The sequence below is a fragment of the Mucilaginibacter gilvus genome (assembly GCF_004054195.1).
Classification (GTDB): domain Bacteria; phylum Bacteroidota; class Bacteroidia; order Sphingobacteriales; family Sphingobacteriaceae; genus Mucilaginibacter; species Mucilaginibacter gilvus.
In genome coordinates this window covers 324,877-346,994 of record NZ_SBIW01000004.1, presented here as the reverse complement: position 1 = coordinate 346,994, position 22,118 = coordinate 324,877, and the positions used below count along the sequence as shown (strand labels likewise).

Annotated in this window: 18 protein-coding genes; 10 read left to right on the top strand and 8 right to left on the bottom strand. The window is 46.8% G+C overall.

The window, feature by feature from the left end; all coding sequences use genetic code 11:
- Nucleotides 1–51 precede the first annotated feature (51 nt).
- The 6 genes from EPL05_RS11530 to EPL05_RS23965 all read right to left on the bottom strand — a co-directional run bounded on the left by EPL05_RS11530 (nt 52) and on the right by EPL05_RS23965 (nt 4,576).
- On the bottom strand, nt 52–849 hold the full coding sequence (locus EPL05_RS11530) for a DUF1295 domain-containing protein (RefSeq protein WP_128534112.1): 798 nt from the start codon (nt 847–849) through the stop codon (nt 52–54).
- Nucleotides 842–1,177 (bottom strand): DUF1475 family protein, encoded by a 336-nt coding sequence (locus tag EPL05_RS11525; RefSeq protein WP_128534111.1) that lies wholly within the window; start codon nt 1,175–1,177, stop codon nt 842–844. The genes EPL05_RS11530 and EPL05_RS11525 overlap by 8 nt, the downstream gene beginning before the upstream one ends.
- Before the next feature lie 6 nt (nt 1,178–1,183).
- Nucleotides 1,184–1,714, bottom strand: a complete 531-nt coding sequence (locus EPL05_RS11520; RefSeq protein ID WP_128534110.1) for a peroxiredoxin — start codon at nt 1,712–1,714, stop codon at nt 1,184–1,186.
- Nucleotides 1,715–2,164: 450 nt separating this feature from the next.
- Nucleotides 2,165–3,040 carry a TIM barrel protein gene (locus EPL05_RS11515; protein ID WP_128534109.1) on the bottom strand — a complete coding sequence of 292 codons (876 nt, stop codon included), beginning with the start codon at nt 3,038–3,040 and terminating at the stop codon, nt 2,165–2,167.
- An 84-nt stretch (nt 3,041–3,124) separates the two neighbouring features.
- Nucleotides 3,125–4,357 carry a DEAD/DEAH box helicase gene (locus EPL05_RS11510; RefSeq protein WP_208394725.1) on the bottom strand — a complete coding sequence of 411 codons (1,233 nt, stop codon included), beginning with the start codon at nt 4,355–4,357 and terminating at the stop codon, nt 3,125–3,127.
- A gap of 81 nt (nt 4,358–4,438) precedes the next feature.
- Nucleotides 4,439–4,576: a hypothetical protein gene (locus EPL05_RS23965; RefSeq protein WP_166727684.1), complete on the bottom strand. Its 138-nt coding sequence runs from the start codon at nt 4,574–4,576 to the stop codon at nt 4,439–4,441.
- Between EPL05_RS23965 and EPL05_RS11505 the strand changes: the two genes are divergently transcribed.
- From EPL05_RS11505 to EPL05_RS11485, 5 genes are all read left to right on the top strand, one after another.
- Nucleotides 4,576–5,097, top strand: a complete 522-nt coding sequence (locus EPL05_RS11505) for a hypothetical protein (protein ID WP_128534108.1) — start codon at nt 4,576–4,578, stop codon at nt 5,095–5,097. The two genes, EPL05_RS23965 and EPL05_RS11505, sit on opposite strands and share 1 nt — an antisense overlap.
- A gap of 71 nt (nt 5,098–5,168) precedes the next feature.
- Nucleotides 5,169–5,597: a hypothetical protein gene (locus tag EPL05_RS11500; RefSeq protein WP_128534107.1), complete on the top strand. Its 429-nt coding sequence runs from the start codon at nt 5,169–5,171 to the stop codon at nt 5,595–5,597.
- A 205-nt stretch (nt 5,598–5,802) separates the two neighbouring features.
- On the top strand, nt 5,803–6,468 hold the full coding sequence (locus EPL05_RS11495; protein WP_128534106.1) for a 3-keto-disaccharide hydrolase: 666 nt from the start codon (nt 5,803–5,805) through the stop codon (nt 6,466–6,468).
- A 39-nt stretch (nt 6,469–6,507) separates the two neighbouring features.
- The gene (locus tag EPL05_RS11490; RefSeq protein ID WP_128534105.1) at nt 6,508–8,241 is read left to right on the top strand and encodes a GMC family oxidoreductase; all 1,734 of its coding nucleotides are present in this window, start codon (nt 6,508–6,510) and stop codon (nt 8,239–8,241) included.
- 6 nt (nt 8,242–8,247) lie between these two features.
- Entirely contained in the window at nt 8,248–8,880 is a 633-nt protein-coding gene (locus tag EPL05_RS11485) for a gluconate 2-dehydrogenase subunit 3 family protein (RefSeq protein ID WP_128534104.1), read from the top strand.
- 52 nt (nt 8,881–8,932) lie between these two features.
- Here EPL05_RS11485 and EPL05_RS11480 read toward each other — a convergent pair whose 3' ends face one another.
- Nucleotides 8,933–9,604 (bottom strand): response regulator transcription factor, encoded by a 672-nt coding sequence (locus EPL05_RS11480; RefSeq protein ID WP_128534103.1) that lies wholly within the window; start codon nt 9,602–9,604, stop codon nt 8,933–8,935.
- 230 nt (nt 9,605–9,834) lie between these two features.
- Complete coding sequence (locus tag EPL05_RS11475; RefSeq protein WP_128534102.1) at nt 9,835–10,362, bottom strand: outer membrane beta-barrel protein; 528 nt, start codon at nt 10,360–10,362, stop codon at nt 9,835–9,837.
- Nucleotides 10,363–10,619: 257 nt separating this feature from the next.
- Here EPL05_RS11475 and EPL05_RS11470 point away from each other — a divergent pair, with 257 nt between their 5' ends.
- From EPL05_RS11470 to EPL05_RS11450, 5 genes are all read left to right on the top strand, one after another.
- Nucleotides 10,620–12,557 (top strand): tetratricopeptide repeat-containing sensor histidine kinase, encoded by a 1,938-nt coding sequence (locus tag EPL05_RS11470; protein WP_128534101.1) that lies wholly within the window; start codon nt 10,620–10,622, stop codon nt 12,555–12,557.
- 83 nt (nt 12,558–12,640) lie between these two features.
- Complete coding sequence (locus EPL05_RS11465; protein WP_128534100.1) at nt 12,641–13,387, top strand: YdcF family protein; 747 nt, start codon at nt 12,641–12,643, stop codon at nt 13,385–13,387.
- Nucleotides 13,388–13,389: 2 nt separating this feature from the next.
- Entirely contained in the window at nt 13,390–14,373 is a 984-nt protein-coding gene (locus EPL05_RS11460) for a glycoside hydrolase family 43 protein (protein ID WP_128534099.1), read from the top strand.
- Between the two features lie 12 nt (nt 14,374–14,385).
- Nucleotides 14,386–18,153: a T9SS type B sorting domain-containing protein gene (locus EPL05_RS11455; protein ID WP_128534098.1), complete on the top strand. Its 3,768-nt coding sequence runs from the start codon at nt 14,386–14,388 to the stop codon at nt 18,151–18,153.
- Nucleotides 18,154–18,189: 36 nt separating this feature from the next.
- Complete coding sequence (locus EPL05_RS11450; protein WP_128534097.1) at nt 18,190–22,071, top strand: NHL domain-containing protein; 3,882 nt, start codon at nt 18,190–18,192, stop codon at nt 22,069–22,071.
- Nucleotides 22,072–22,118 lie beyond the last annotated feature (47 nt).

Genomic DNA, 22,118 nt, shown 5'->3' with positions numbered 1-22,118 from the left:
TTTATAGAGGTATACGTTGTAAAAACCGGTACGGATTTTACGCGCAAATTTTTACTTCTTCATCTTAGGCCAGGGCACAAAAACGCAGGTTGTTGCCTGGTATTTTTTGTATGCTTCGGGTTTGGAACGTAAGGATTGTTCTTCGGTAGTAGGGATGCCGGTAACCTTGAGCAACAAATACAAAATTATCGCCGGGCTGATGATGGCCAGGTACCCATAGGGCGAACCCAGCGCGAAAACAAAATACGATACCCACATCAACCACTCGAAAAAGTAATTTGGGTGCCGCGAATAATGCCAAAGCCCGGTATCGCAGACCTTCCCTTTATTAGCCGCATCTTTTTTGAAGTTCGCCAATTGTCTATCAGCCACGGCTTCGCAAATAACACTGATGGCCCAAAGTATTACGCCGATATATTCAAACACAGATAATCGCGGTTCTGTGTTCATGGCGATGATGAAAAATGGAATAGCCAGCAATACGTTGGATGCCGCCTGCATCTGGAAAAACCCGAACATCTTGGGTTCGGCATTTTTGCCCCATTCCTTACGGATATGCGCATAGCGGGGCTCTTCTTCGCGTAAGTGTTTAGTAATTCGGATGGCCAAATGTGTACCTAAACGCAACCCGGCCAAAACAACCATGCCAGCTATCAGCTGTTTACGTAGCTCGAAACCAGGCGCAAGCAAAAACAGGATAATGGCGATCACGGGGAAATTGTACGACCAGAAGATATCCACCACCCCGGCATTTTTTATCCTGTAACTCCATACCCAAACCAGCCCCATAATAATAGAGCACCCTACGAAACTGTAAAGGGCCAACTGCCACACGGTATAATTATCCATTACGCGAGATAAAAAATTCCTTTAATCCTTCATTAGGTTTCAAGCGAAAAAGTTGGATGAGTACGAATGCCGTACTGGCAATACTGCCCAAAACTATCAATAACACCAGCCAGATGACCTTTGACACAATGCCTTTCTCTTTATAGCAAACCCACAGGTATATCACCGATACGTTGGCATAAAAATCCCAGAGGGTGGCGCGCATCCAGGGGATGGAACCGAGGTAATCCCACTGCTCAAACAAGTTACTTTGCAGGCTGGTAGTGATCACCGTGTAGCAGACCCAAACAAATACCAGGCTGAAAATTACTTTTAAGGCGGTTATCATATTTGTTTATTTGGCTGACTTTAGAGCGGCAAGTGCATCATCGGCATGGGCCTTGCCTTCCAGCATAGCAGCGTGCGAATACACGATGGTTCCATTCAAATCTACCACAAAAGTTTCGCGGCCACTCATGAAAAACTTTTTCTTCACCCCAAACAGTTTGTACACTTTATCGCCGGGGTCGCTCAGCAAAACAAACGGGAGTTTGTAGTGGTTGGCAAAGGCTTTGTGGCTGGCAACCGTCCCGCCGTTTACGCCAATAACTACCGCGCCTACCTTAGCAAACTGATCGAACATATCGCGAAAGGCACAAGCCTCTTTGGTGCAAACCATGCTCTCGTCTTTGGGATAAAAGTATATTACCAATTTATGCTTGCCGACCTCATTGGTTACGTTAAAGGTTTTGCCGTTTTGGTCGGTTAACGAAAATGAAGGCATTTTATCGCCTTTTTCCAGATGTTTTTGGGCCTGGGCGGGTATAGTTAATCCAAGGCAAAGCACTGCGGCTGCAAGGAAGTTTTTTAAATGAGGTATGTTCATGTGCTTATATACGACGATGGTAGGGTATGCGATTTCGTTTTTGGATATAATTTAAAAGACGCTATCTTCCGCCCTGAGCAGAATATAGCCAATTAAACCCAGCATGTTCAATTTGTAAACCTTTCTATAATCTCTTTAATTTAGCCCTCTTTTACTAATCATCAAGCATCGGTGCTTAGGAATTAGGGTTAACATAACTTAACACAATTTCAATCTACAGATTTCAAATAATTGATAATCAAAAATTTAAAAATAATCAGGGTTAACATATTTTTCACCATAATAGTGTCACCATAAATCTTAAATTTTTTATTATAAACCGTAAAGAAATTTAAAAACCACTGTCTTTTGGTAGGCTATTAATCTCTCAGCACGGGAATAAAAAACACCTCACAAAAAAAACCGAACCCTTTTTCGGATCCGGCTTTTCTAATATCAACGCCTGTGTAATTAAACTAGGTTCTTTTTAATGTAGTTGTAGCTTTGGGTGATGCTATTGAATGGATCGCCCGGGCAAACGTCCTGCTCGTTAAAGAAATATTTTAACCCTGCTTTATCGGCATGTTTAAATATCTCTTTAAACGGAATTACGCCGTTACCTACTTCGGTAAACATTTGTTTAGGGGTGTTATCCATGTCTTTTACGTGCCATAGCGGGAAACGGCCCGGGTTTTCGTTAAACAAGGCGATAGGATCTTGCTTGGCACGGTATATCCAATAAATATCCATTTCCATTTTCACCAGGTGTTTATCCGTACTGTGCAACAAAGTTTCATACGGAAATTTGCCATCCTCCTGCTTAAATTCAAAATCGTGGTTGTGGTAACAAAGCTGTATACCTGCTTTTTTGCAAATTTCACCGGCTGTATTCAATTTCTCGGCAGTTTGCTGATAGTGGGCCAGCGTGCCTCTCTCACCATCAAGCAAATAGGCGCAAACCATATATTTTAAACCTACGGCAGCAGCATCGTCAACCGCTTTCTGCCATTCGTTTGTAATTGTGCCTTTGGTTGTTGCCATCCCTTCGCCCAGCATATAGTGCCCGCTTAGCATTTTCAGCCCATTGTCGCTTAACACTTGTTTAAACTGCTTTGGCTCCATTCCGTAGAATTTTTGCGTACCTGTGTAGGTAGCGCCTTCTACACTGTTAAAGCCAACTTTGGCCACTTTAGCTAAAGTACCTACCGGGTCTTTGGCCATTGCATCGCGCACCGTATAAAGTTGTACGCCGATATATTTTTTGTTACGGGCATATAAGTTTGGGGCCATTAAAAGCCCGGTACCCAATACCGCTGAGGTTTTGAGGAAAGAACGTCTGGAAGTCATGGTATGGTTATTTAATTGGTTTGTTGTGTAAATGTAACACATTCACTATTACAAATCAAATAGACCATATAAAATTTAAAAGGTTTAATTGGCTGCAGGGCGCGGTTTGTTTCCTTTATACTGGTTTGGTCTTCGGCGCTGATCGTTACGGCCGCCACCATGCGGGCGTTCCTGTGCAACATGCTCAATACCTTTCAGCTCTTCGGGCAGTTCCTTTTGGGCTACTTCACGGCTTATCAGCTGCTCAATGCTTTTCAGCTTCTTCAGGTCGCGGTCGTTCACAAAAGTGATGGCGGTGCCTGTTGTTGCAGCACGTGCGGTACGACCTATGCGGTGAACATAATCCTCGGCATCGCCGGGTACGTCATAGTTAATCACAAGGTCTATCCCTTCCACATCTATCCCACGCGACAAAGCATCGGTACCAATAATAACGGGTAATTGTTTGTTTTTAAAGCGGAGTAGAATTTCTTCCCGCTCGTTCTGCTGCAGGTCTGAGTGAAAAGCGGCAACATTTAAATGTGCCTGTTTTAGTTCTTTATAAAGCGATTTTACAATTTCCTTACGGGATGCAAAAATGATAGAGCTTAAGTAGCCCCCATCCTTTAAAAGCATTTTTAGTAAAGGCGTTTTTTGGCCATCGTGAAGGCGGTAAACTTGTTGGTCTATGCCTGCTGCGGGTTGCGAAATAGCGATATTGATCTGCTGCGGATCTGTTAAGATAGCTTTGGCCAAATTGCGGATCCTGCCGGGCATGGTTGCCGAAAACAAAAGCGTTTGGCGTTTTTTGGGCAGATAGCTGATGATGCGCATAATATCATCGCTAAAACCCATATCCAGCATCCGGTCGGCCTCGTCTAATACCAAATGGGTAATATGGTTAAACTTAAGCACGCCTGATGTTAGGTGCGCAATTAAGCGCCCTGGTGTGGCAATAATAATATTTACACTATTTTGGATACCGCGGCGCTGCTGCTCGTAAGCCATACCATCGCCACCGCCGAAAACAGCCTGAGAGCTGATGCCGGTAAAATAGGCAAGCCCTTCTACCTGCTGATCTATCTGCTGGGCAAGCTCCCGTGTTGGGGCAAGCACCAAAGCGGTAGTTTGATGAGTGTTGGCGTTAGCGATAAAATTTAAAACCGGCAGTAAATAAGATGCGGTTTTACCCGTGCCAGTTTGGGCACAGGCGATAAGGTCGTCGCCATTCATTATAACCGGTATGGTCATTTCCTGTATGGGGGTAGCCTTGGTGTAACCCATGCTCAATACGCCCTCTAATAATTGTTCGTTGAAATTAAAATCCTGAAAAGTCACTATATTCTATAAGTAAATTACGCAAGGTAGTCATTTTGTTGTTAATACGGCCTAAGCATTAATAAGGTATATGCAAATCCATCAAAAACCTGCACCCAAAATCTGTTCAATGTCAGCCAAACGTTGTTTTGTTAAAGGAGTAAGGTATTGCCAAACAATCACCCGTTGCCGCTGTAATTCTTGTTTATCTTTAAAAACAATCGCATAAAGCAATAACATTGACCCCTATAAGGCCCATTTTTAAGATACTTACCGGTTTAATTATTTTAATACTCCTCGTTCCCCACAAAAGCTTCGCTTTCAGTTCCAGTAAAGTTTCCGATACCATTAAGGTAAAAGGCACCAACGTTGTGCAGGATACCATCACATCGCTGATAGCTACCCGCCTCATCAACCGCGATTTTAACGACATTTATGTACAAAATCTCCGCTCTTCGTTTTTCGGGCAGGAACTTTTTCAGCCTATAAAAACACAGCTGGTTGCAGATGTAGTGGCCAACTTTGTGGTGTACAATACGCCCAAATCGCGCCTTTTTGTAAATGCGTTTACCCGGGTAAAGATCCGCCTGCTGAGCACGCCGGGCGCACCGGTAAAATCGCCCAGTTATATGCCCGGCATCCAGCTATTTTACCGGCTCAATAGCGATGTTCTTAATTCGGAATTCCTTTCCGGCGGGTATACGCACCACTCCAATGGCGTTCGCGGACCGACACTACTGCCCGATAACAGCTTTATGTAGATAGCGGTAAATTTTCCACTAATTTTTACACGCTTAACTACACCGTTGGCAAGCGTACAGATAAGCCCAACATGATCATCAACCAATATAAAACCATCGGTGTAGAAATTCATAGCGGCCTGTTTGGCAAGGGTTCTGCCGCTGGTTTGCCCGGGCGCTACGGCTGGGTAAGGGTTAATGGCAGTTACATGCTGAACCTGGCAAAAGCTTACGACGACCCTATTAAAAAAGACAACAAGCTCTTTGCCAACTGGCAGCGCCTGCAGTTCGACTTTACCTACATAGCCGATAAGTACGAAAACTACAAAGCCTTCAACATCAAAAAAAGACTGAACGTAAGCCTTAAATATTATTACCACTTACCCTTTCTGCAGGATGTATCCATCCTCGCCGGTGGTGGCTACCGCGGGCAGGACGATTACAACATCTCTTTCCAAAGCAGCTATGGTTATGGTATCGTCGGGCTGGCCTCTGGCTTATCGTTTTTACTGAATAAGTAATCAGAATTTTAGAATGAGCAGAATGCCGCGCTGATTATTATTCTGAAAATTATCTAATTCTGAAAATTCTGATTCAGACAATTCTCCCTTCCTCCACTGTAATTTTTTTGATTGATTAAACGTTAAAGTAGCATCAATAAAAATAAATACTACTTTTACTACCCAAACAAAAGCGGCCCACTCAGCGCTGCTAAAACGAAACCGTATGAAAAAATTAATTTTAAGCGCTTTGGCGTTATCGGCAGTTAGCTACACCGCGTTAGCACAAAAAGATGTGAAATTATTTGATGGCAAAACCACTACCGGCTGGCATGCTTACAACAAAACCGGCGCAGGCTCATGGTCTGTTGTAGACGGCGCATTACAGTTAGATCCAACATCGCACGAAGCATCTGACTTGCTTACCGATGGCGAATACGAGAACTATGAATTAACTATCGATTGGAAAATTGCCGAAGGCGGCAACAGCGGTATTATCTTAGGCGTACACGAAGACCCATCGTTAAGCGCCACTTACCTTACCGGCATTGAGATGCAGGTTTTGGATAACATAAAAGCAGAAGACAACAAAAAACCAAACCACCTTGCCGGTAGCTTATATGATATGAAAGCTGCACCTGCCACTGCGGCAAAACCGGCAGGCGAGTGGAATAAAGTAAAAGTGCGTAAACAAAATGGCCAACTTACCTTCTGGCTAAACGGCATAGAAACTGTTAATGTATTGATAGGTAGCCCCGAGTGGACCGAAATGCTGAACAACAGCAAATTTAAAACCTGGGAAGGCTTCGCCAAATACCCTAAAGGCCATATTGCTTTACAGGGCCACGGCGCTGTAGTGAGCTACAAAAACATTAAAATAAAACAATTATAAGTCAAGGCTTCATCAACCAATAAGCGAAATATTTTTTCAATGGAAGATTTGCAGATCAAAAAGTCGGGCACTACTTACGATGTGGTGGTTGTAGGCTCTGGCGCGGGCGGCGGTATGGCAGCCTATGTGCTGGCCAACGCTGGTGTTAAAGTTTTACTGCTGGAGGCCGGCCCTTTTTTCGACCCCCAAAAAGATTCACAGCAACTGCGCTGGCCATGGGAATCGGCACGCAGGGGCGCAAGCAGTACCCGCCCCTTCGGCGATTTTGATGCCGCCTTTGGCGGATGGGATATCGATGGCGAACCATACACCACAAAAGATAAAACAGAGTTCTACTGGTTCCGCTCGCGGATGCTGGGCGGGCGTACCAACCACTGGGGCCGTATCTCGTTGAGGATGGGTCCGCAGGATTTTCAGCCTACGGACGGCCTTACCGACCCATGGCCGATAACCTATGACGACGTAAAACCTTTTTACGATAAAGTTGACCGCCTGATAGGCATCTACGGTACCAAAGAAAATTTAGAGAACGAACCGGATGGCATTTTTCTACCGCCACCGAAACCTCGTTTGAACGAACTGTTTATTACGCAAGGCGCGCGCAAGGCTGGTGTAAAAGTTATCCCGGGCCGTGGCTCGGTACTTACCGAAGCTTTGCCGGGCAATAAAGACCGTGGCGCTTGTTTCTTCTGCGGGCAATGCGGCCGTAGTTGTAAAATATATGGCGATTTCTCGGCATCATCCTGCCTGGTTATCCCGGCTATAAAAACCGGCAACTTAAAAGTGATCACCAACGCCATGGTGCGCGAGATACTTACGGATAAAGATGGATTGGCAACCGGCGTATCTTATGTAAATAAAGAAGATATGCAGGAGTACCAGGTAAACGCCAAAACGGTTGTGCTTGGCGCCAGCGCGGGCGAATCTGCACGTATTCTGCTCAATTCCAAATCGTCGGCCCACCCGGGCGGTTTGGCCAACAGCAGCGGCGTGGTTGGTAAATATTTGCACGATTCTACCGGCTCCAGCGCGGGCGGTTTCCTGCCGCAACTACTGGATCGAAAGCGCTACAACGAGGATGGCGTAGGCAGCGTGCATATTTACTCGCCATGGTGGCTGGATAATAAAAAACTGAATTTCCCGCGTGGTTACCACATCGAATACGGCGGTGGCCTGCATATGCCATCGTACGGTTTCGGCTTTGGGATGCAAAACATGAATGGCGCGGTGCCGGATAGGGATGGCAAAACCAAAGAGGCCGGTGGTTACGGCGCAGCGCTGAAAGACGATTACCGCCGTTTTTACGGCACACAGGTAGGCATGGCCGGCCGTGGTACCGCCATTGCACGGGCCGATAACTATTGCGAGATAGACCCTAACGTGGTTGACAAATTTGGCATCCCGGTACTGCGGTTTCATTACAACTGGACCAACGACGAAATAAACCAGGCCAAGCACATGCAAGATACCTTTGAAGAGGTATTGCACAACATGGGCGCCATACACGGCACCAAGCAAGGCCCCGAAACCAATTACGGCTTGGAAGCGCCGGGCAAGATCATCCACGAGGTGGGCACCATCCGTATGGGTGATGACCCTTCGAAATCGGCACTGAACAAGTATTGCCAGGCGCACGATTGTAAGAACCTTTTTGTGGTAGATGCCGCCCCGTTTGTACAGCAGGGCGATAAAAACGCTACCTGGACCATCTTGGCCCTGAGTATGCGCACCGCGGAATATATTTTGGCTCAACGTAAAAAACTTAACGTATAACGCATCATGAACAGACGCGACTCCCTAAAAGCACTTGGCATTGGCACATTATCGGCAACGGTAATGCTGGAAGCCTGCAAAACCCCTGATAAAAACACATCCGAAGCTGCCGAAACAGCTAAAGGCGCTACTCCCGGCCGCCAGCCTTCTGAAGTGGAGCGGGAAAATAAACTGCTTGCCGATAAATTTTTCACCGAACACGAGATGGCTACTATTACGGTATTGGCAAATATCATTATCCCGAAGGACGCAAAATCCGGAAGTGCATCTGATGCCAAGGTGCCTGAGTTTATAGAGTTTATTGTAAAAGATATACCAGATCATCAGCTACCCTTGCGCGGTGGCCTTAAATGGCTGGATCTGCAGTGCCTTAACCGTTTCAGTAAAACCTTTGTGGCCAGTTCAGCTGCCCAGCAATTAGAAATGGTAGACCAGATAGCCTACCCGGCTAAAGCAAAACCCGAAATGCAGCAGGGCGTAGCCTTTTTTAACCGCATGCGCGATCTTACCGCAACAGGTTTCTTTACTACCGAAATGGGCGTAAAGGATCTTGGATACGCCGGTAACTCACCTAATAAATGGGTAGGTGTACCTGCCGATGTATTGAAGCAGTACGGATTGGAGAGTTTGGTGGTATAAGAAATCCCAATGGTATATAATTTAGAAGGGGCTCCTGCGGAGCCTTTTTTATTTAATTAAACCACTTCTTTCGCAATGCAATCTTGATGGCTGATGCTTTGTTGGATACGTGCAGCTTATCGTAAATATTGGCGATGTGCTTGCGCACGGTATGTGGGCTAATGAAAAGGCGTTCGCCTATTTGGGTGTAGTTTAAACCGTCAACTATCCGGTTCAGGATCTCCAGTTCGCGGGATGAAAGCGAGCAGTCGTCAGCATCTTCTTTGGGTTGTTCAACCGGGTCGGTCGTGTTCCTGAGCATGGCCAACGCCTTGCGGGCTATCCGTGGCGACATAGGCACCCCGCCTTCGTAAACAATTTCGGTAATGGCTTTTACAATGTTTGATACCCGCTCGTCCTTCAGCAAATAACCGCTTGCCCCGGCCTTTATGGCCTCAAACAGCTTCTCGTCATCATCAAAAACGGTAAGCATCAAAAAATGCACGTCTGGATAAATTTCTTTGCCTATGAGCACCGCCTCTATACCATCCATCACGGGCATCTCAATATCCATCAGCACCACCTGGGGGCGCTCATCTGCTTTAAAAACCTTCATTCCCTCTAAAAAAGCAGAGCCATCGGCAGATTGTAACACAACGCTGATTTCTTTGTAATAAGCTATCTGCTCGCTTAACGATTGGCGCAGTATGCGTTTATCATCAACAATGGCAACCGGTATACTCATGATATCGAGGGAAATAGGTTTATAAAAATAGGGAATAATATTTAAAAAGCCACCCCTCCTGCCGGGGCAGCTTTTAAATGTCTGCGTACGAGTTATGATAATAACGGTTTAAGTAGTATGCGCTTTCAACTTTTATTGTTGCTGCCTTCGGGCTTGCGCGTGCCTATAAACATAATGCCTATGGTTATCAGTACTAATACTAAAGTATTCATTGCTTGTAGCTGATTTACTTAGAAGTTGAAGCCCAGGCGTGTGCCGATGAAGCCTGCACCGCTGTAACCTTCGTACCTCACACTCAGGTCGAGCGCGCCAAGTTTTAGGCCTATGCCTGGTGCGTAGGTAAACGATGAACCGCTTGCAGATATAGTACCGCCGTTACCGTTGCTTGCGTATGATTTAGCAATGGTGATACCAGCCTCGCCAATAGCGTAAAAATTATCGCTCAGCATGTATTTATAGCCGGCTTTGATAGGGATGTTGATCTGTGTTTTTAGTTTATAGCCGCTGCCCAGGTCTTTAGGGATAAAGGCGATAGCACCCGAAGTAATGGTAACCGCGCTTGAAGCATCAAGCCCGATGGTTGCGCGGATAGTAGCACCTGCGCCAAAGCTATAGGCATTGCCCAGGTTACCAACCGGCAGTGCACCTTCGAAACCAAGCCCAAGTGAGAATTTTTTGTAATCGCCATCTTGCGCGTAAAGTTTTGAGGTTGTTACCGCTGCCAGCATAACAATAACCAGTGTAAAAATCTTTTTCATTGTTTTAAGGATTTTGTGTTTAGTGAAATAATTGATGTTTTTAATAGTACTAAGCAAGCGGAATTTGAGGCCGACATCAATACCACATATGTAGTATTTTGGCGTACCCCAGATATTATTTCAGCCACAAAAACACAGCTATTTAATTTAATGCCAGCCAAATAGAATTTAACAGTTGCTTATTTTATTCTATTTAATATATATTTATTAAAAATTAGCCCGTCTTTGGGCAGTTTTTATAAACCTGGTAAACCCTTATGAAACGATTTACTTTAGCGCTGCTATTGCTGCCTTTTTTTTCGCATGCGCAAAACCCAACTGTCGATAGTCTTAAAAAAGCATTAACACAGGCAAAGGCCGATACTACAAAAGCTTCTATCTATTACCAGATGGCGATGGAGTTGCAGGGTATAGACCCGCCTGCAGCGCAAAAAATGGCCGACCAGGCGCTGGCCATCTCTCAAAAAGCAAATTATTATAAAGGCGTGGCCAATGTGTATTACTTTAAAGTAGCCCAAAGCAACTACGGCGGCGATTTTGAGGGCATGAGGGTAAACGCCGAAAAATGTCTCGAAATATCCTTAAAGCATAACCTGCTCACAAACCAGGCCCTGGGATATAATGGGCTGGGGATATACTACTGGCAAACCGGCAATTACACGGCGGCCATCAAGAACCACCTTGCAGCATTAAAAATACGTGAACGCCTTACCGACGAGAAAGGCATTGCCTCATCTGCCGGCAACCTGGGCATGGTTTACCTTGACAACGAAAAGCTGAACGAGGCGGAAAAGTATGCTACCATAGGGTTGGAGATGGGTAAAAAGATAGGTAACCCCAACATCCAGATCAATTGCATGCATACACTGGCTAATTTGTACAGCGCGCGCAAAGATTATACTAAGGCGCTGAAAATAGATAAAGAAGCAATTATTATTTGCGAACAAACGGGCAACAAACGAGGGCTATCGCAAATTTACTCTAACATGGCGCATTGTTATGGCGAACTTAAACTATACGATAAATCCCTGAGTTATAATTTTAAAACGCTGGAAACAGATATATTCTTTGGCGACGAAAAACAGCAAAGCGATACCTACCTCAACATTGGCGAGGTGTATAAAGATAAAGGCCAGTATGCCGAGGCTATTAAATGGTTAAAAAAATCGCTGCCGCTTGCGCAGAAAACCCAGTACAAACAGGGCGAAAAAAACATTTACCGGGTGTTGAGCATCGTTTACGAAAAAATGGGGCGCTACCCGGAGGCGTTGGAGGCCGGTAGAAAGTACCAGGATCTGAGTGCATCTATCGTTAACGAAAATAACGATAAGCAAATAGCAACCATGCAAACCGTTTACGAAACGGAGAAAAAAGAGGCCCGCATATCGATATTAAATAAAGAGAATACCATCCAAAAACTCTCCATATCCAGTCGCAATAAAACCATTGGCATTATAGCGGGGTTATTTTTGCTCTCGCTGATCATGGGCGGGCTATTTTACAACAGGCATCAGCTCAAACAAAAAGCCCTGATGCAGAAGCAAATGCTGGAACAACAGGATGTTTTAACCAAAGCGGTGGTTAATGCCGAAGAAAACGAACGTAAACGTATAGCCAGCGACCTGCACGATGGCGTAGGACAACTATTCTCAGCCGTTAAAATGAACCTGGGCGGCCTGTTCGACAGGATAACAATGGATCGGGAGGAAGACCGGTTTTTGGCCGAGAATACACTGGCTTTGGTAGAAGAAAGCTGCAAGGAAGTGCGCACCATATCGCACCAGATGATGCCAAACATGCTGCTGCGCTCGGGCATCGCATCGGATCTGAAGAGTTTTATAGAAAAGATAGATGCCGACAGCCTGAAAGTTTCGCTGGAGGCCTCGGGTTTTAAAAGCCGGCTGGAAAGCACCGTGGAAACCATGCTTTACCGTGTTATACAGGAGAGCATTAACAATGTTATTAAACATGCCAAAGCTACCCACCTCAACATTACCCTAAACCGCACAGCGGCGGGCATTACCGCCATTATTAAGGATAACGGCGTAGGTTTTGACAGCAGCAAAGCCGAGAATTTTACGGGTATCGGCTTAAAAAATATCCAAACCCGCATAGCCTACCTTAAGGGCACAATAGCTTACAATTCGGCACCCGGGCAAGGTACCGCGGTAAACATTTATGTGCCGGTTGGCTAAGCACGGCCTGCGCCCACAATAAATTACGCGTTACACCTCAAATACATAAAAATGAGTTAAATTGTACCGCCATAATAAAGCCTATGTATTTTATTCTATCTAAGGTACTTTATATACTTATACTTCCATTTATGTGGGTGTTTGGCATGTTGCTATATGCCATTTTCACCAAAAACACAAAAAGGGCGCGTAAGCTGCTTATCTATTCGGTGGTGGTGTTATACATTTTTGGCAACCCATTGTTAATGAGGCTATACGCAAACGCGTGGGATATAAAAGCCTATAACCCCGGCAATACTAAATACAGCAGCATAATTTTATTAGGTGGCTTTGTATCTGAAGATGCAAATGGCAAGGGCTTTTTTAATAACTCGGCCAACCGTTACACCGAGGCCGTAAAACTTTTGCAGAATGGTACGGCATCTCACCTGCTGTTTACCGGCGGCAACGGCAATCTTAATCCAAGCGGCTTTCGCGAGGGTATATTTGTGCAGGCCGAACTGCGCAAACTAAATATTCCCGATAGCTTGTTACTAATTGAAAGCCAAGCCCGTAATACTTTTGAAAACGCTTCATTCTCAAAAGCTATATTGAAAAAAACAACGCTTAAACCCCCATATTTATTGGTAACTTCTGCCTTTCATACACGGCGGGCGCTTTTGATCTTTAAAAAGGCCGGCTTACCTGTGGTTGCATACCCCTGCGACTATTATAAAACTAACATGGGAAGCGTATCTTTATGGGATATTTTGCCCGATACCGTAGTATATGGCACCTGGAACACTTATATTAAAGAGTTAATTGGCTACGTGGTAGCACAGCTTAAATGAACATGAAACGATTACTTATACTTTCCCTTTTTACTGTACTTTGCCTGCAATACACACAGGCGCAAACTCCAAAGAAAACAACATCGGGCAACCCAATTTTTGAGGGATGGTATGCCGACCCGGAAGCCACCATATTTGGTAAACAATACTGGGTTTACCCCACCTACTCCGATAAATACGAAAAGCAGGTACACTTCGACGCATTTTCTTCATCAGACCTCATCACCTGGAAAAAACACGATAACGTACTCGATTCGGCCAATGTTAAGTGGGCAAAGCGCGCCATGTGGGCCCCGGCTATAGTAGCTAAAGGCGGCAAATATTATCTATTCTTCGGCGCTAACGATATCCAGAACGACCAGGCCATTGGCGGCATAGGCATAGCGGTGGCAGATAAACCCGAAGGGCCTTTTAAAGATTATTTAGGCAAGCCTTTGATAGATAAGTTTTACAACGGCGCGCAGCCGATAGATCAGTTTGTATTTAAAGATAAAGACGGGCAATACTATATTATTTATGGCGGATGGGGGCACTGCAACATCGCGAAGCTTAAGAGTGATTTTACAGCCATTGTGCCCTTTGCCGATGGTACCCTGTTCCGTTCAATCACACCCAATGGCTACGTGGAGGGCCCGGTGATGTTTATCCGTAATGGCAAATATTACTTTATGTGGTCCGAAGGTGGGTGGACAGGCCCAGATTACCGCGTGGCTTACGCCATTGCCGATAATATAACCGGCCCTTTTAAACGGATAGGCACGGTTTTAAAACAAGATGCTGCCGTGGCAACCGGGGCGGGGCACCACTCCGTAATTAAAGTACCGGGCAAGGACGAATATTATATAGTTTACCACCGCCGCCCGTTAACAGAAACCGATGGCAACCACAGGGTAACCTGTATTGATAAAATGATATTTGATGCAAAAGGCTTTATTAAGCCGGTGAAAATCACCAACGTGGGCGTAACGGCCAGAAAGCTAAAGTAATACGCAACATTTGTGAAACGGGTGCTCCATATTGCTATTTACATAATTGCCATACTGGCGGTAGGCAATTGTTATGCCCAGGTACCCGTTTTCACTTACAACGATGTAAATTCTTTTAAGAAAGGCACACCCATTACGCCTCTAAAACCAATGCAAACCGGTGGCGATATACCTGCCACCGTGTTTTGCCAAATAACTACTTTCGCCGGCACAGGATCGCCGGGTGCCGCAAACTCAGCCTCTCGGTTGTCGGCAAGTTTTAATGCCCCACGCGACCTCCATATTGATGCCGCGGGCAATATATATATTGCTGACGCAGGCAATAATATGATCCGCAAAATAAGCCCCGACGGTATGGTTTCAACGGTTGCCGGCACGGGGGCCACGGGTTCGGCAGATGGTATTGGCAGCGCCGCTACCTTTAACAACCCCACCGGTATCGCTTTAGACAAACTCGGAAATATTTTTGTTGCAGACAGGGATAACCATGTAATAAGGCAAATAAACGCGGCCGGGGTGGTTAGCACATTAGCCGGTAAAGCGGGTGTGCCCGGTATGGTTAACTCGCAGGGGGATTTTGCACGTTTTAACTTCCCAACAAGCATTGCGGTAGATAAAAATGGCGGGCTGTATGTTACCGACTATGGAAACAATCTGGTGCGCCATGTGGGCATCGATGGTACCGTGAGCACCATTGCCGGTGACGGAACCTCTGGCTGGGTGGACGGTAATGGCACCAGCGCTAAACTGAACTCACCACGCGCCGCTTATTACGGCTCCAACGAGTTATTTTACCTGGGCGACGACTCCCATATACGTACTATAGACTATGACAATAATGTCGTTACAATCGCAGGTGGTTTTTTTAGCGGTTCATTTGATGGTTTAGGCAAGGGCGCCCGTTTTAGTATTCCATCAGGCATCGTTCGGGATGCCGCGGGTACCATTTTTGTTGCTGATTACGGCAGCAGTCTGATACGCCGATATGGCACAGATGACCTGGTTACCAACTTAGCGTCGCAATCGCTTAACGGCCCCGCGGGTTTAGATATTGATGCAGATGGCAACCTGTACATCGCCGACGAAAAAAATAATGTTATCCGTAAAATGGTAACCACCGGTTATTACCTGGAGCCGGCTTTGCCAGCAGGCCTCACCTTCGATAGCAGGACCGGCGAGATAAGCGGCACGCCAACTCAAACTTTACAAGCATCTAACTATAGTGTTGTTGGTTATAACACAGCAGGCAAGTACGCTTATTCCTTTATGATAGAGGTGCGCGAGGCGGAATTAAAGTCGCAAGTCCTTACTTTTGGGGCGCTTGCTGATGCTACCGTTGGCGATCAGGATATTGCGCCGGGTGCCACCAGTACAAATAGTTCAATTCCGATTACCTACACCAGCAGCGAAAATGCAGTAGCCACCATCGCTAATGGCAAAATACACTTTGTGGGTGAGGGCACCGCTATTATAACCGCCCATCAAAAGGGAAACGTTGAGTATGCCGCCGCAGAAGATCAACCTCAGCCCATAAAAGTAGGCCCCGAGCCTGATTTTGCAAAACCAACTGTGGAAGCCCTAAGCGGTACGTTTATATTTGCTTTAGACCAGTTTGGCACCTATACCGTGAAGGCAGATCAGCTTGCCAAAATTACGCCCGGCCCGCAAAAACCGGACCCAACTATCACTATAAGGCCAACGCCAAATTTTACCTGTGAAGATATAGGCCAGCAAACCATAACCGTAGGAGCCGGTTACGGCCCCGACCCTGCCGACCCGCTTAACGCCGAATTTGATGAACCCAGCGCCATTTCTTACGATGCTTCATCGGGCAACTTTTACGTTTCGGACCAAGCATATACCAAGGTAAGAAAGTACGGCACCGATACCCGCGTTACCACACTCGCCGGCGGGGTAAACGACTACCGGGAGGGCACAGGGCCAAACGTTGGTTTCAGCGCCAACTTGCTTTCCATCGCAAATGACGGACAAGGCAATACCTATGTTTGCGATGTTTTTAATAACGCCGTAAGAAAAATAACCCCGGATGGTGTAACTACCACATTTGCGATGCCCGCTTTGTTAGCTGCCAATGGCGGCCAAATCTTTAAGCCCGAATCCATAGCGGTAGACCGCTTTAATAATATTTACGTAGCCAATAAATCTACTATATTTAAAGTAACACCCGATGGTAACACCGTAGCCCCCTTCGCCGCAAATTTTAACGGCATAACAGGCCTCACATTCGACAGGAATGGAGATATGTTTGTAAGTACAAATGCTTACAACAATGGTAACGGTGTTTTCAAAGTTACTCCTAATCGCACGGTTAGCACGCTTTATACTGTCCCCTCCGCAGCAGGTTTTGCCCGCTTGGTGGTGGATAGCAAAGGAAATGTTTTCGTAGGGTCAACTGCAGGGGTGATCTATAAAATTACCCCTGATGCCCAATTCTCGATATACGCGGGGGCAGGTGAAGGCTTTGCTGACGGGTCGGTCCTCACAGCGAGATTTCATAATCCACAGGGTATCACTATAGATCCTGCCGACAACCTTTACATCGCCGATTCCGACAATCACCGCATCAGAAAAATCACACCCGCCGGGAAAGTAACCACCATAGCTGGCTCCGGCAATCCCGGGCCAAAAGATAACACCAATAAAAGCAATGCCGCTAAGGTAACCGTACAGGTAACCATCCTCAGCGAGCTTAAATTCAGCACCACGCAAACCGATGTTACCATACCTGCAGCTGCAAGCTGCCCGGCTGTTTTGCCCAATTACAAAAAAGATGCCGCCGCGCTAAGTACCTGTGCTAATAACATAGTTATTACACAATCGCCGGCAGCGGGTGCCCCGGTTACCATAGGCCAGCCAATAACCGTAACGCTTACCGCTACCGATAATCTCGGCCAAACAAAAAATCAAACTTTTACCGTATCGGCGGTGCCGCTTCCAAAACCAACGGTAACCATAGTGCCTGTAACATCAGCACTATGCGATGGCGGCCCAATCACGTTTAAGGCGCAAACACAGGGCGAAGGCAGCAGGCCCATTTATAACTGGGCGGTAAACGGCACCCTTGCTTTTTCGGGCGAAAATGAATTTACCTCAAGTGTTTTGAAAACCGGGGACAAGGTTACCTGTACGGTTATCAACCATGATTATTGTGAGCTGGTAGAATCTGATCCTTCCGACGCTTACACGGTATCTACCGAGCCATCTATACAAACTTCGGTAACTGTATCCGCTTCAACTAATGAGGCTATATGCCCTGGCGTGGGCATCACTTTTACGGCGACACCCGGCAACGTCCAAACACCAAGCCTTGCCCCAAGCTACCAATGGAAAGTGAACGGCAACCCAAAGGGTAGCAACAGCGCCACTTTTACCGCCAACAGCCTGGTGAACGGGGATGAAGTGGTGTGCGAAATGACCAGTAATATTAAATGCACCATCAGCCCTGTCGTACGATCTATCCCAGTTACGGTACACGTTAAAACCGATACCGAATGCGCTATAACCATCCCTAACGCTTTTACACCAAATGGCGATGGCACAAACGATATCTGGGAGATTCCCGAGCTAAGCAGCTTCCCCGATTGTAATTTTTCCATATTTAACCGCTATGGAAAGTTAGTATACAGGGCCATTGGGTACAGCAAACCTTGGGATGGCGTTTACAACGGTGCAAAATTACCAGCCGGAACCTATTACTTTATTATTGACCTTAAAACCGGGAGCGCGCCATTATCGGGCTCGGTAACTATCCTGAGATAGTTAGGCGCGAGTACCAAATTTTGAATGTAACGATCTGTGAGAAGGATTGCCTATATCATGTATTGCCTGTTTGCCGCGTTAGCGACACAAAACGCGAACGCCCAAACCCCAAAGTTTAGGGATCTGCCGCAGCAGCAGTATTATGTAGCAACGCCCATAGCGCCACTGCCTCCGGATATGCGCAGCGCGAGCGGCCCGGTTCCAAAAAACATATACGGGCAGGTAACCACCTTTGCCGGCAATGGTACCCCCGGGTTTATCAACGCAAAAGGCACTGCAGCCAGCTTCAGTAATCCGCTGGATATAAAACTGGACCAGGCAGGCAATTTATACGTAGCCGATGAAGGCAATAGCGCCATCCGCAAAATTTCTCCCGATGGTACTGTGATAACCATTGCGGGCAATGGCACCGCCGGTTATTTAGATGGTATTGGTACAGCAGCCAAATTCGACGGGCCAAGCGGCCTGGTGTTTGATGACGCGGGCAACCTTTACGTTGCCGACAGGTATAATCATCTCATCCGGGAAATAACACCTTCGGGTGTGGTGAGTATTTATACAGGCATACCGGGTGTTTCGGGCAAAACAAACAATACCTTAAACAACCCGCTTTGCTTAACCTTCCTCTCCGGGCAGATGTATGTGGCCGATAGTGGGAACGGGCAGATCAGGGAAGCTAATTTTGGGTATGTTGTGCCTTTTGCGGGGCAATCGCCGGCCGGCACTTACCTGGGCGATATAAACGGCCCTGGGGTAAGGGCAAGTGTTGGGTTTTCAACCAGCATTCAAACCGGTCCTGATGGCAATATGTATTTTGCAAATGGCGAAAAAATAAGAAAGATAACACCATCGGCAGTGGTAAATACCGAAGTGGGAGTTTTCATGTCGAAAGGCGCTTATGATGGCGACTCACACACTGCGGTATTTAATAATACCTACGGCATCACTATAGCCAAAGCAGGCACCATGTTTATCAGCGATCCCGGCAATCAACTCATACGACGGTTTGGCCGCCGCGAAGATTTTGTAAGCAAGCTTGCGGGCGACCCCTATAACAGCGGTGCCATTGATGGTATTGGCATTGGTGCCCGGTTTAACAATCCTGCGGGGATGTGCATTGACGACGCGGGTTTTATTTACCTGGCGGATGCGGGAAACAACCTGATCAGAAAGATCTCCACCACCGGCTATAAGATCTTCCCGGACCTGCCTCCGGGTTTAGTATTTGATGCAACCACCGGCACCATCAGCGGCACCCCAACAACTCCATGGCCATCTACCGATTATAATATTGTGGGCTATAATGTAGATGGGCAGGGGCAGTACCTTGTAAACATACAGGTGAACGAAGCCCAGCGGACACCCCAGGTGATCACCTTTGCGCCTATCCCGGTAAAACAGCAAACCGATGCCGATTTCAAGGTTTTTCCATTCAGTAGCAATACTACACCTGGGGCATCGCCCATCGTGCTCACGTCAAGCCGTATTAACGTCGCCTCCATATCCGACGGGAAGATCCACATCATCGGCCCGGGGACAACTATTATTACCGCCACCCAAAACGGCAACCCTTTTTATTTTGATGCCGAGCCGGTACCCCGCGAACTGATTGTAACAGAAGTGCCGCCTGTTGTTGTCTACCCTACCATTACCCCGAAGCCCGGCCCTATTTTATTCCCGCTGGATGGTACGGGCAACATCACGATTACTTACGACCAGGTTGCCGACGTTACCGGCGAGCATAATTTAGAGGAACGCGTAGTGGCACTGAAACAAAGCCAGTACAATTGTGGTGATGTTGGCCCTCAAACGGCTACCATAACCGCCGGCTTTGGGCACGATCCGTTTGACCCGCTTACGGCACAGTTTAATTACCCGAGTAATATTGTTTTCGATGCCTCATCCGGGCAGGCGTATATATCAGACAAAGGCAATTACCGCCTGAGGAAAATAGGTACCGATGGGCGGGTAGGTTCACTGGCCGGTAGCGGCCGCCCCGGTAAAGAGGATGGCGAGGCCGGGCTCGCTGGCTTTAGCAAGGAACTGTTAACCATCACCAGCGACCCACAAGGCAACATCTATGTGTGTGATATATTTAACGCATCGGTAAGAAAAATAAAACCGGATGGTACGGTGAGTACTTTTGCCTACGAGCAACTCATCCCTTTTAACGATTACGACCCGCTGGTATCGCGCGCGGTGGCTGCAGATAAGGCGGGCTATATTTATGTATCCGATAACACCCGGATCTATAAGGTCACTCCTGACGGTTCCAGCGCCGCAGTGTTTGCAGGAAGCGGAAAAGAATTAAACACAGATGGCATAGGCGAAACGGCCGATTTTTACAACATAACGGGCCTATATTTTGCCGTTAATGGCGACCTGTATGTAGCCTGCTCTACGCCCACCAGCTATAATCTGCTGCGTAAGATTACACCTGCTGGCGTTGTAACCACAATTTACAACAAAAACGATGCGCTGTTGCGCTTTACCCGCTTGGTGGTGGATAGCAAAGGCAATGCTTTTATAGCCTCGTCCGAGCCAAAAATTTATAAAATTACGCCCAACGGTACGCTTAGCATATTTGCCGGCAGCGCCAGCCGCATTGGCGCGGTAGACGGGCCGGGTGCCACGGTAGCTTCGTTTAATAATCCGCAGGGTATCGGCATTGATCCACAGGACAACCTGTATATAGCCGACCAGGATAACCACCGCATCCGTAAAATAACACCCGACGGACTTGTTACAACCATTGCAGGCAGCGGCGCGCCAGGCTATTTCGACAATACCAGTTACAGCAACAAAACTAAAAAGGATATTCCAATTCAAATTACCAGCCCAATAACCATCACCAGCACCTACACGCCGGTAATTATACCTTACCTGGATGTTTGCCCCGCCCTTGTGCCCGATTATACACAAACAGCAACCGCAAAAAGCGGTTGTGCAAGCGCCTTCACCTTTACGCAAACGCCCGCAGCCGGTACCGTTTTAAACAATGGGCAAACTGTAAACCTGGTTTTAACCGCGCATGATAAACTTAGTCCCTATGATGATGGCAGTACTACCTTTACCATCACGGCCAATAAATTACCTACCCCAACCATAACGGTAAGCCCCGGTTTTATTGATGCCTGCGCCTCCTTCCCGGTTACCTATAAGGCCGAAGCGCAAAACGGCGGTCTTAATCCAACTTATAAATGGTATGTAAACGGCGCAGAAAGATACAGCGGGGGCGATGAATTTACCAGCGCGGACCTAATCACTGGCGATAAAATTACCTGCATAGTTACCAACCATGATGGCTGCGCGGATATTTCATCGGCACCGTCGGCGCCTGCATCTATTAACGCAGCTTCATCGGTAACTACATCGGTAACCATATTTCCATCCGTTACGGGCCCTGTTTGCCCGGGCAGCCAGCTCGATTTTAAAGCAGTTCCCATCAACATCCAATTGGGCCCAAACAGTCCATCGTATCAATGGCAAATAAATGGCATAAACGCGGGCAGCAACAGCCCCAATTTCGGCACCAGCAAATTGCAGGATGGCGACGTGGTTACCTGCGTAATGACCAGCAGCGGCAAATGCCTATTAAATACTACCGCACCATCCAACCCTATCACCGCCCAAATACTGCCAGGCAGCGAATGCGATATTGTGATCCCCAACACTTTTACACCCAATGGCGACGGCATTAACGATTACTGGCAGATCCCGATTTTAAGCAAATACTCAACGGCCACCGTGTTCATTTACAACCGCTATGGTAAGCTGGTATACCAATCTATCGGTTACGCCAAGCCGTGGGATGGTACGTTTTCGGGTAAGGCCCTGCCCGCGGGTACCTATTATTATATTGTAGATACCCATACCCTAAAACCAAAAGTAGCGGGCTGGGTAACCATACTACGCTAAACAAAAAACGGCCGCAGGCATACACCCACGGCCGTTCATTTGAAAAC

Excerpts from the sequence above, each read along its gene's own strand:
- EPL05_RS11480 (WP_128534103.1), bottom strand. The coding sequence starts at position 9,604 with ATGAGTATACCGGTTGCCATTGTTGATGATAAACGCATACTGCGCCAA.
- EPL05_RS11525 (WP_128534111.1), bottom strand. The coding sequence starts at position 1,177 with ATGATAACCGCCTTAAAAGTAATTTTCAGCCTGGTATTTGTTTGGGTC.
- EPL05_RS11470 (WP_128534101.1), top strand. The coding sequence starts at position 10,620 with ATGAAACGATTTACTTTAGCGCTGCTATTGCTGCCTTTTTTTTCGCAT.
- EPL05_RS11530 (WP_128534112.1), bottom strand. The coding sequence starts at position 849 with ATGGATAATTATACCGTGTGGCAGTTGGCCCTTTACAGTTTCGTAGGG.
- EPL05_RS11490 (WP_128534105.1), top strand. The coding sequence starts at position 6,508 with ATGGAAGATTTGCAGATCAAAAAGTCGGGCACTACTTACGATGTGGTG.
- EPL05_RS11495 (WP_128534106.1), top strand. The coding sequence starts at position 5,803 with ATGAAAAAATTAATTTTAAGCGCTTTGGCGTTATCGGCAGTTAGCTAC.
- EPL05_RS11520 (WP_128534110.1), bottom strand. The coding sequence starts at position 1,714 with ATGAACATACCTCATTTAAAAAACTTCCTTGCAGCCGCAGTGCTTTGC.
- EPL05_RS11465 (WP_128534100.1), top strand. The coding sequence starts at position 12,641 with ATGTATTTTATTCTATCTAAGGTACTTTATATACTTATACTTCCATTT.
- EPL05_RS23965 (WP_166727684.1), bottom strand. The coding sequence starts at position 4,576 with ATGTTATTGCTTTATGCGATTGTTTTTAAAGATAAACAAGAATTACAG.
- EPL05_RS11515 (WP_128534109.1), bottom strand. The coding sequence starts at position 3,040 with ATGACTTCCAGACGTTCTTTCCTCAAAACCTCAGCGGTATTGGGTACC.
- EPL05_RS11485 (WP_128534104.1), top strand. The coding sequence starts at position 8,248 with ATGAACAGACGCGACTCCCTAAAAGCACTTGGCATTGGCACATTATCG.
- EPL05_RS11500 (WP_128534107.1), top strand. The coding sequence starts at position 5,169 with ATGATCATCAACCAATATAAAACCATCGGTGTAGAAATTCATAGCGGC.
- EPL05_RS11460 (WP_128534099.1), top strand. The coding sequence starts at position 13,390 with ATGAAACGATTACTTATACTTTCCCTTTTTACTGTACTTTGCCTGCAA.
- EPL05_RS11475 (WP_128534102.1), bottom strand. The coding sequence starts at position 10,362 with ATGAAAAAGATTTTTACACTGGTTATTGTTATGCTGGCAGCGGTAACA.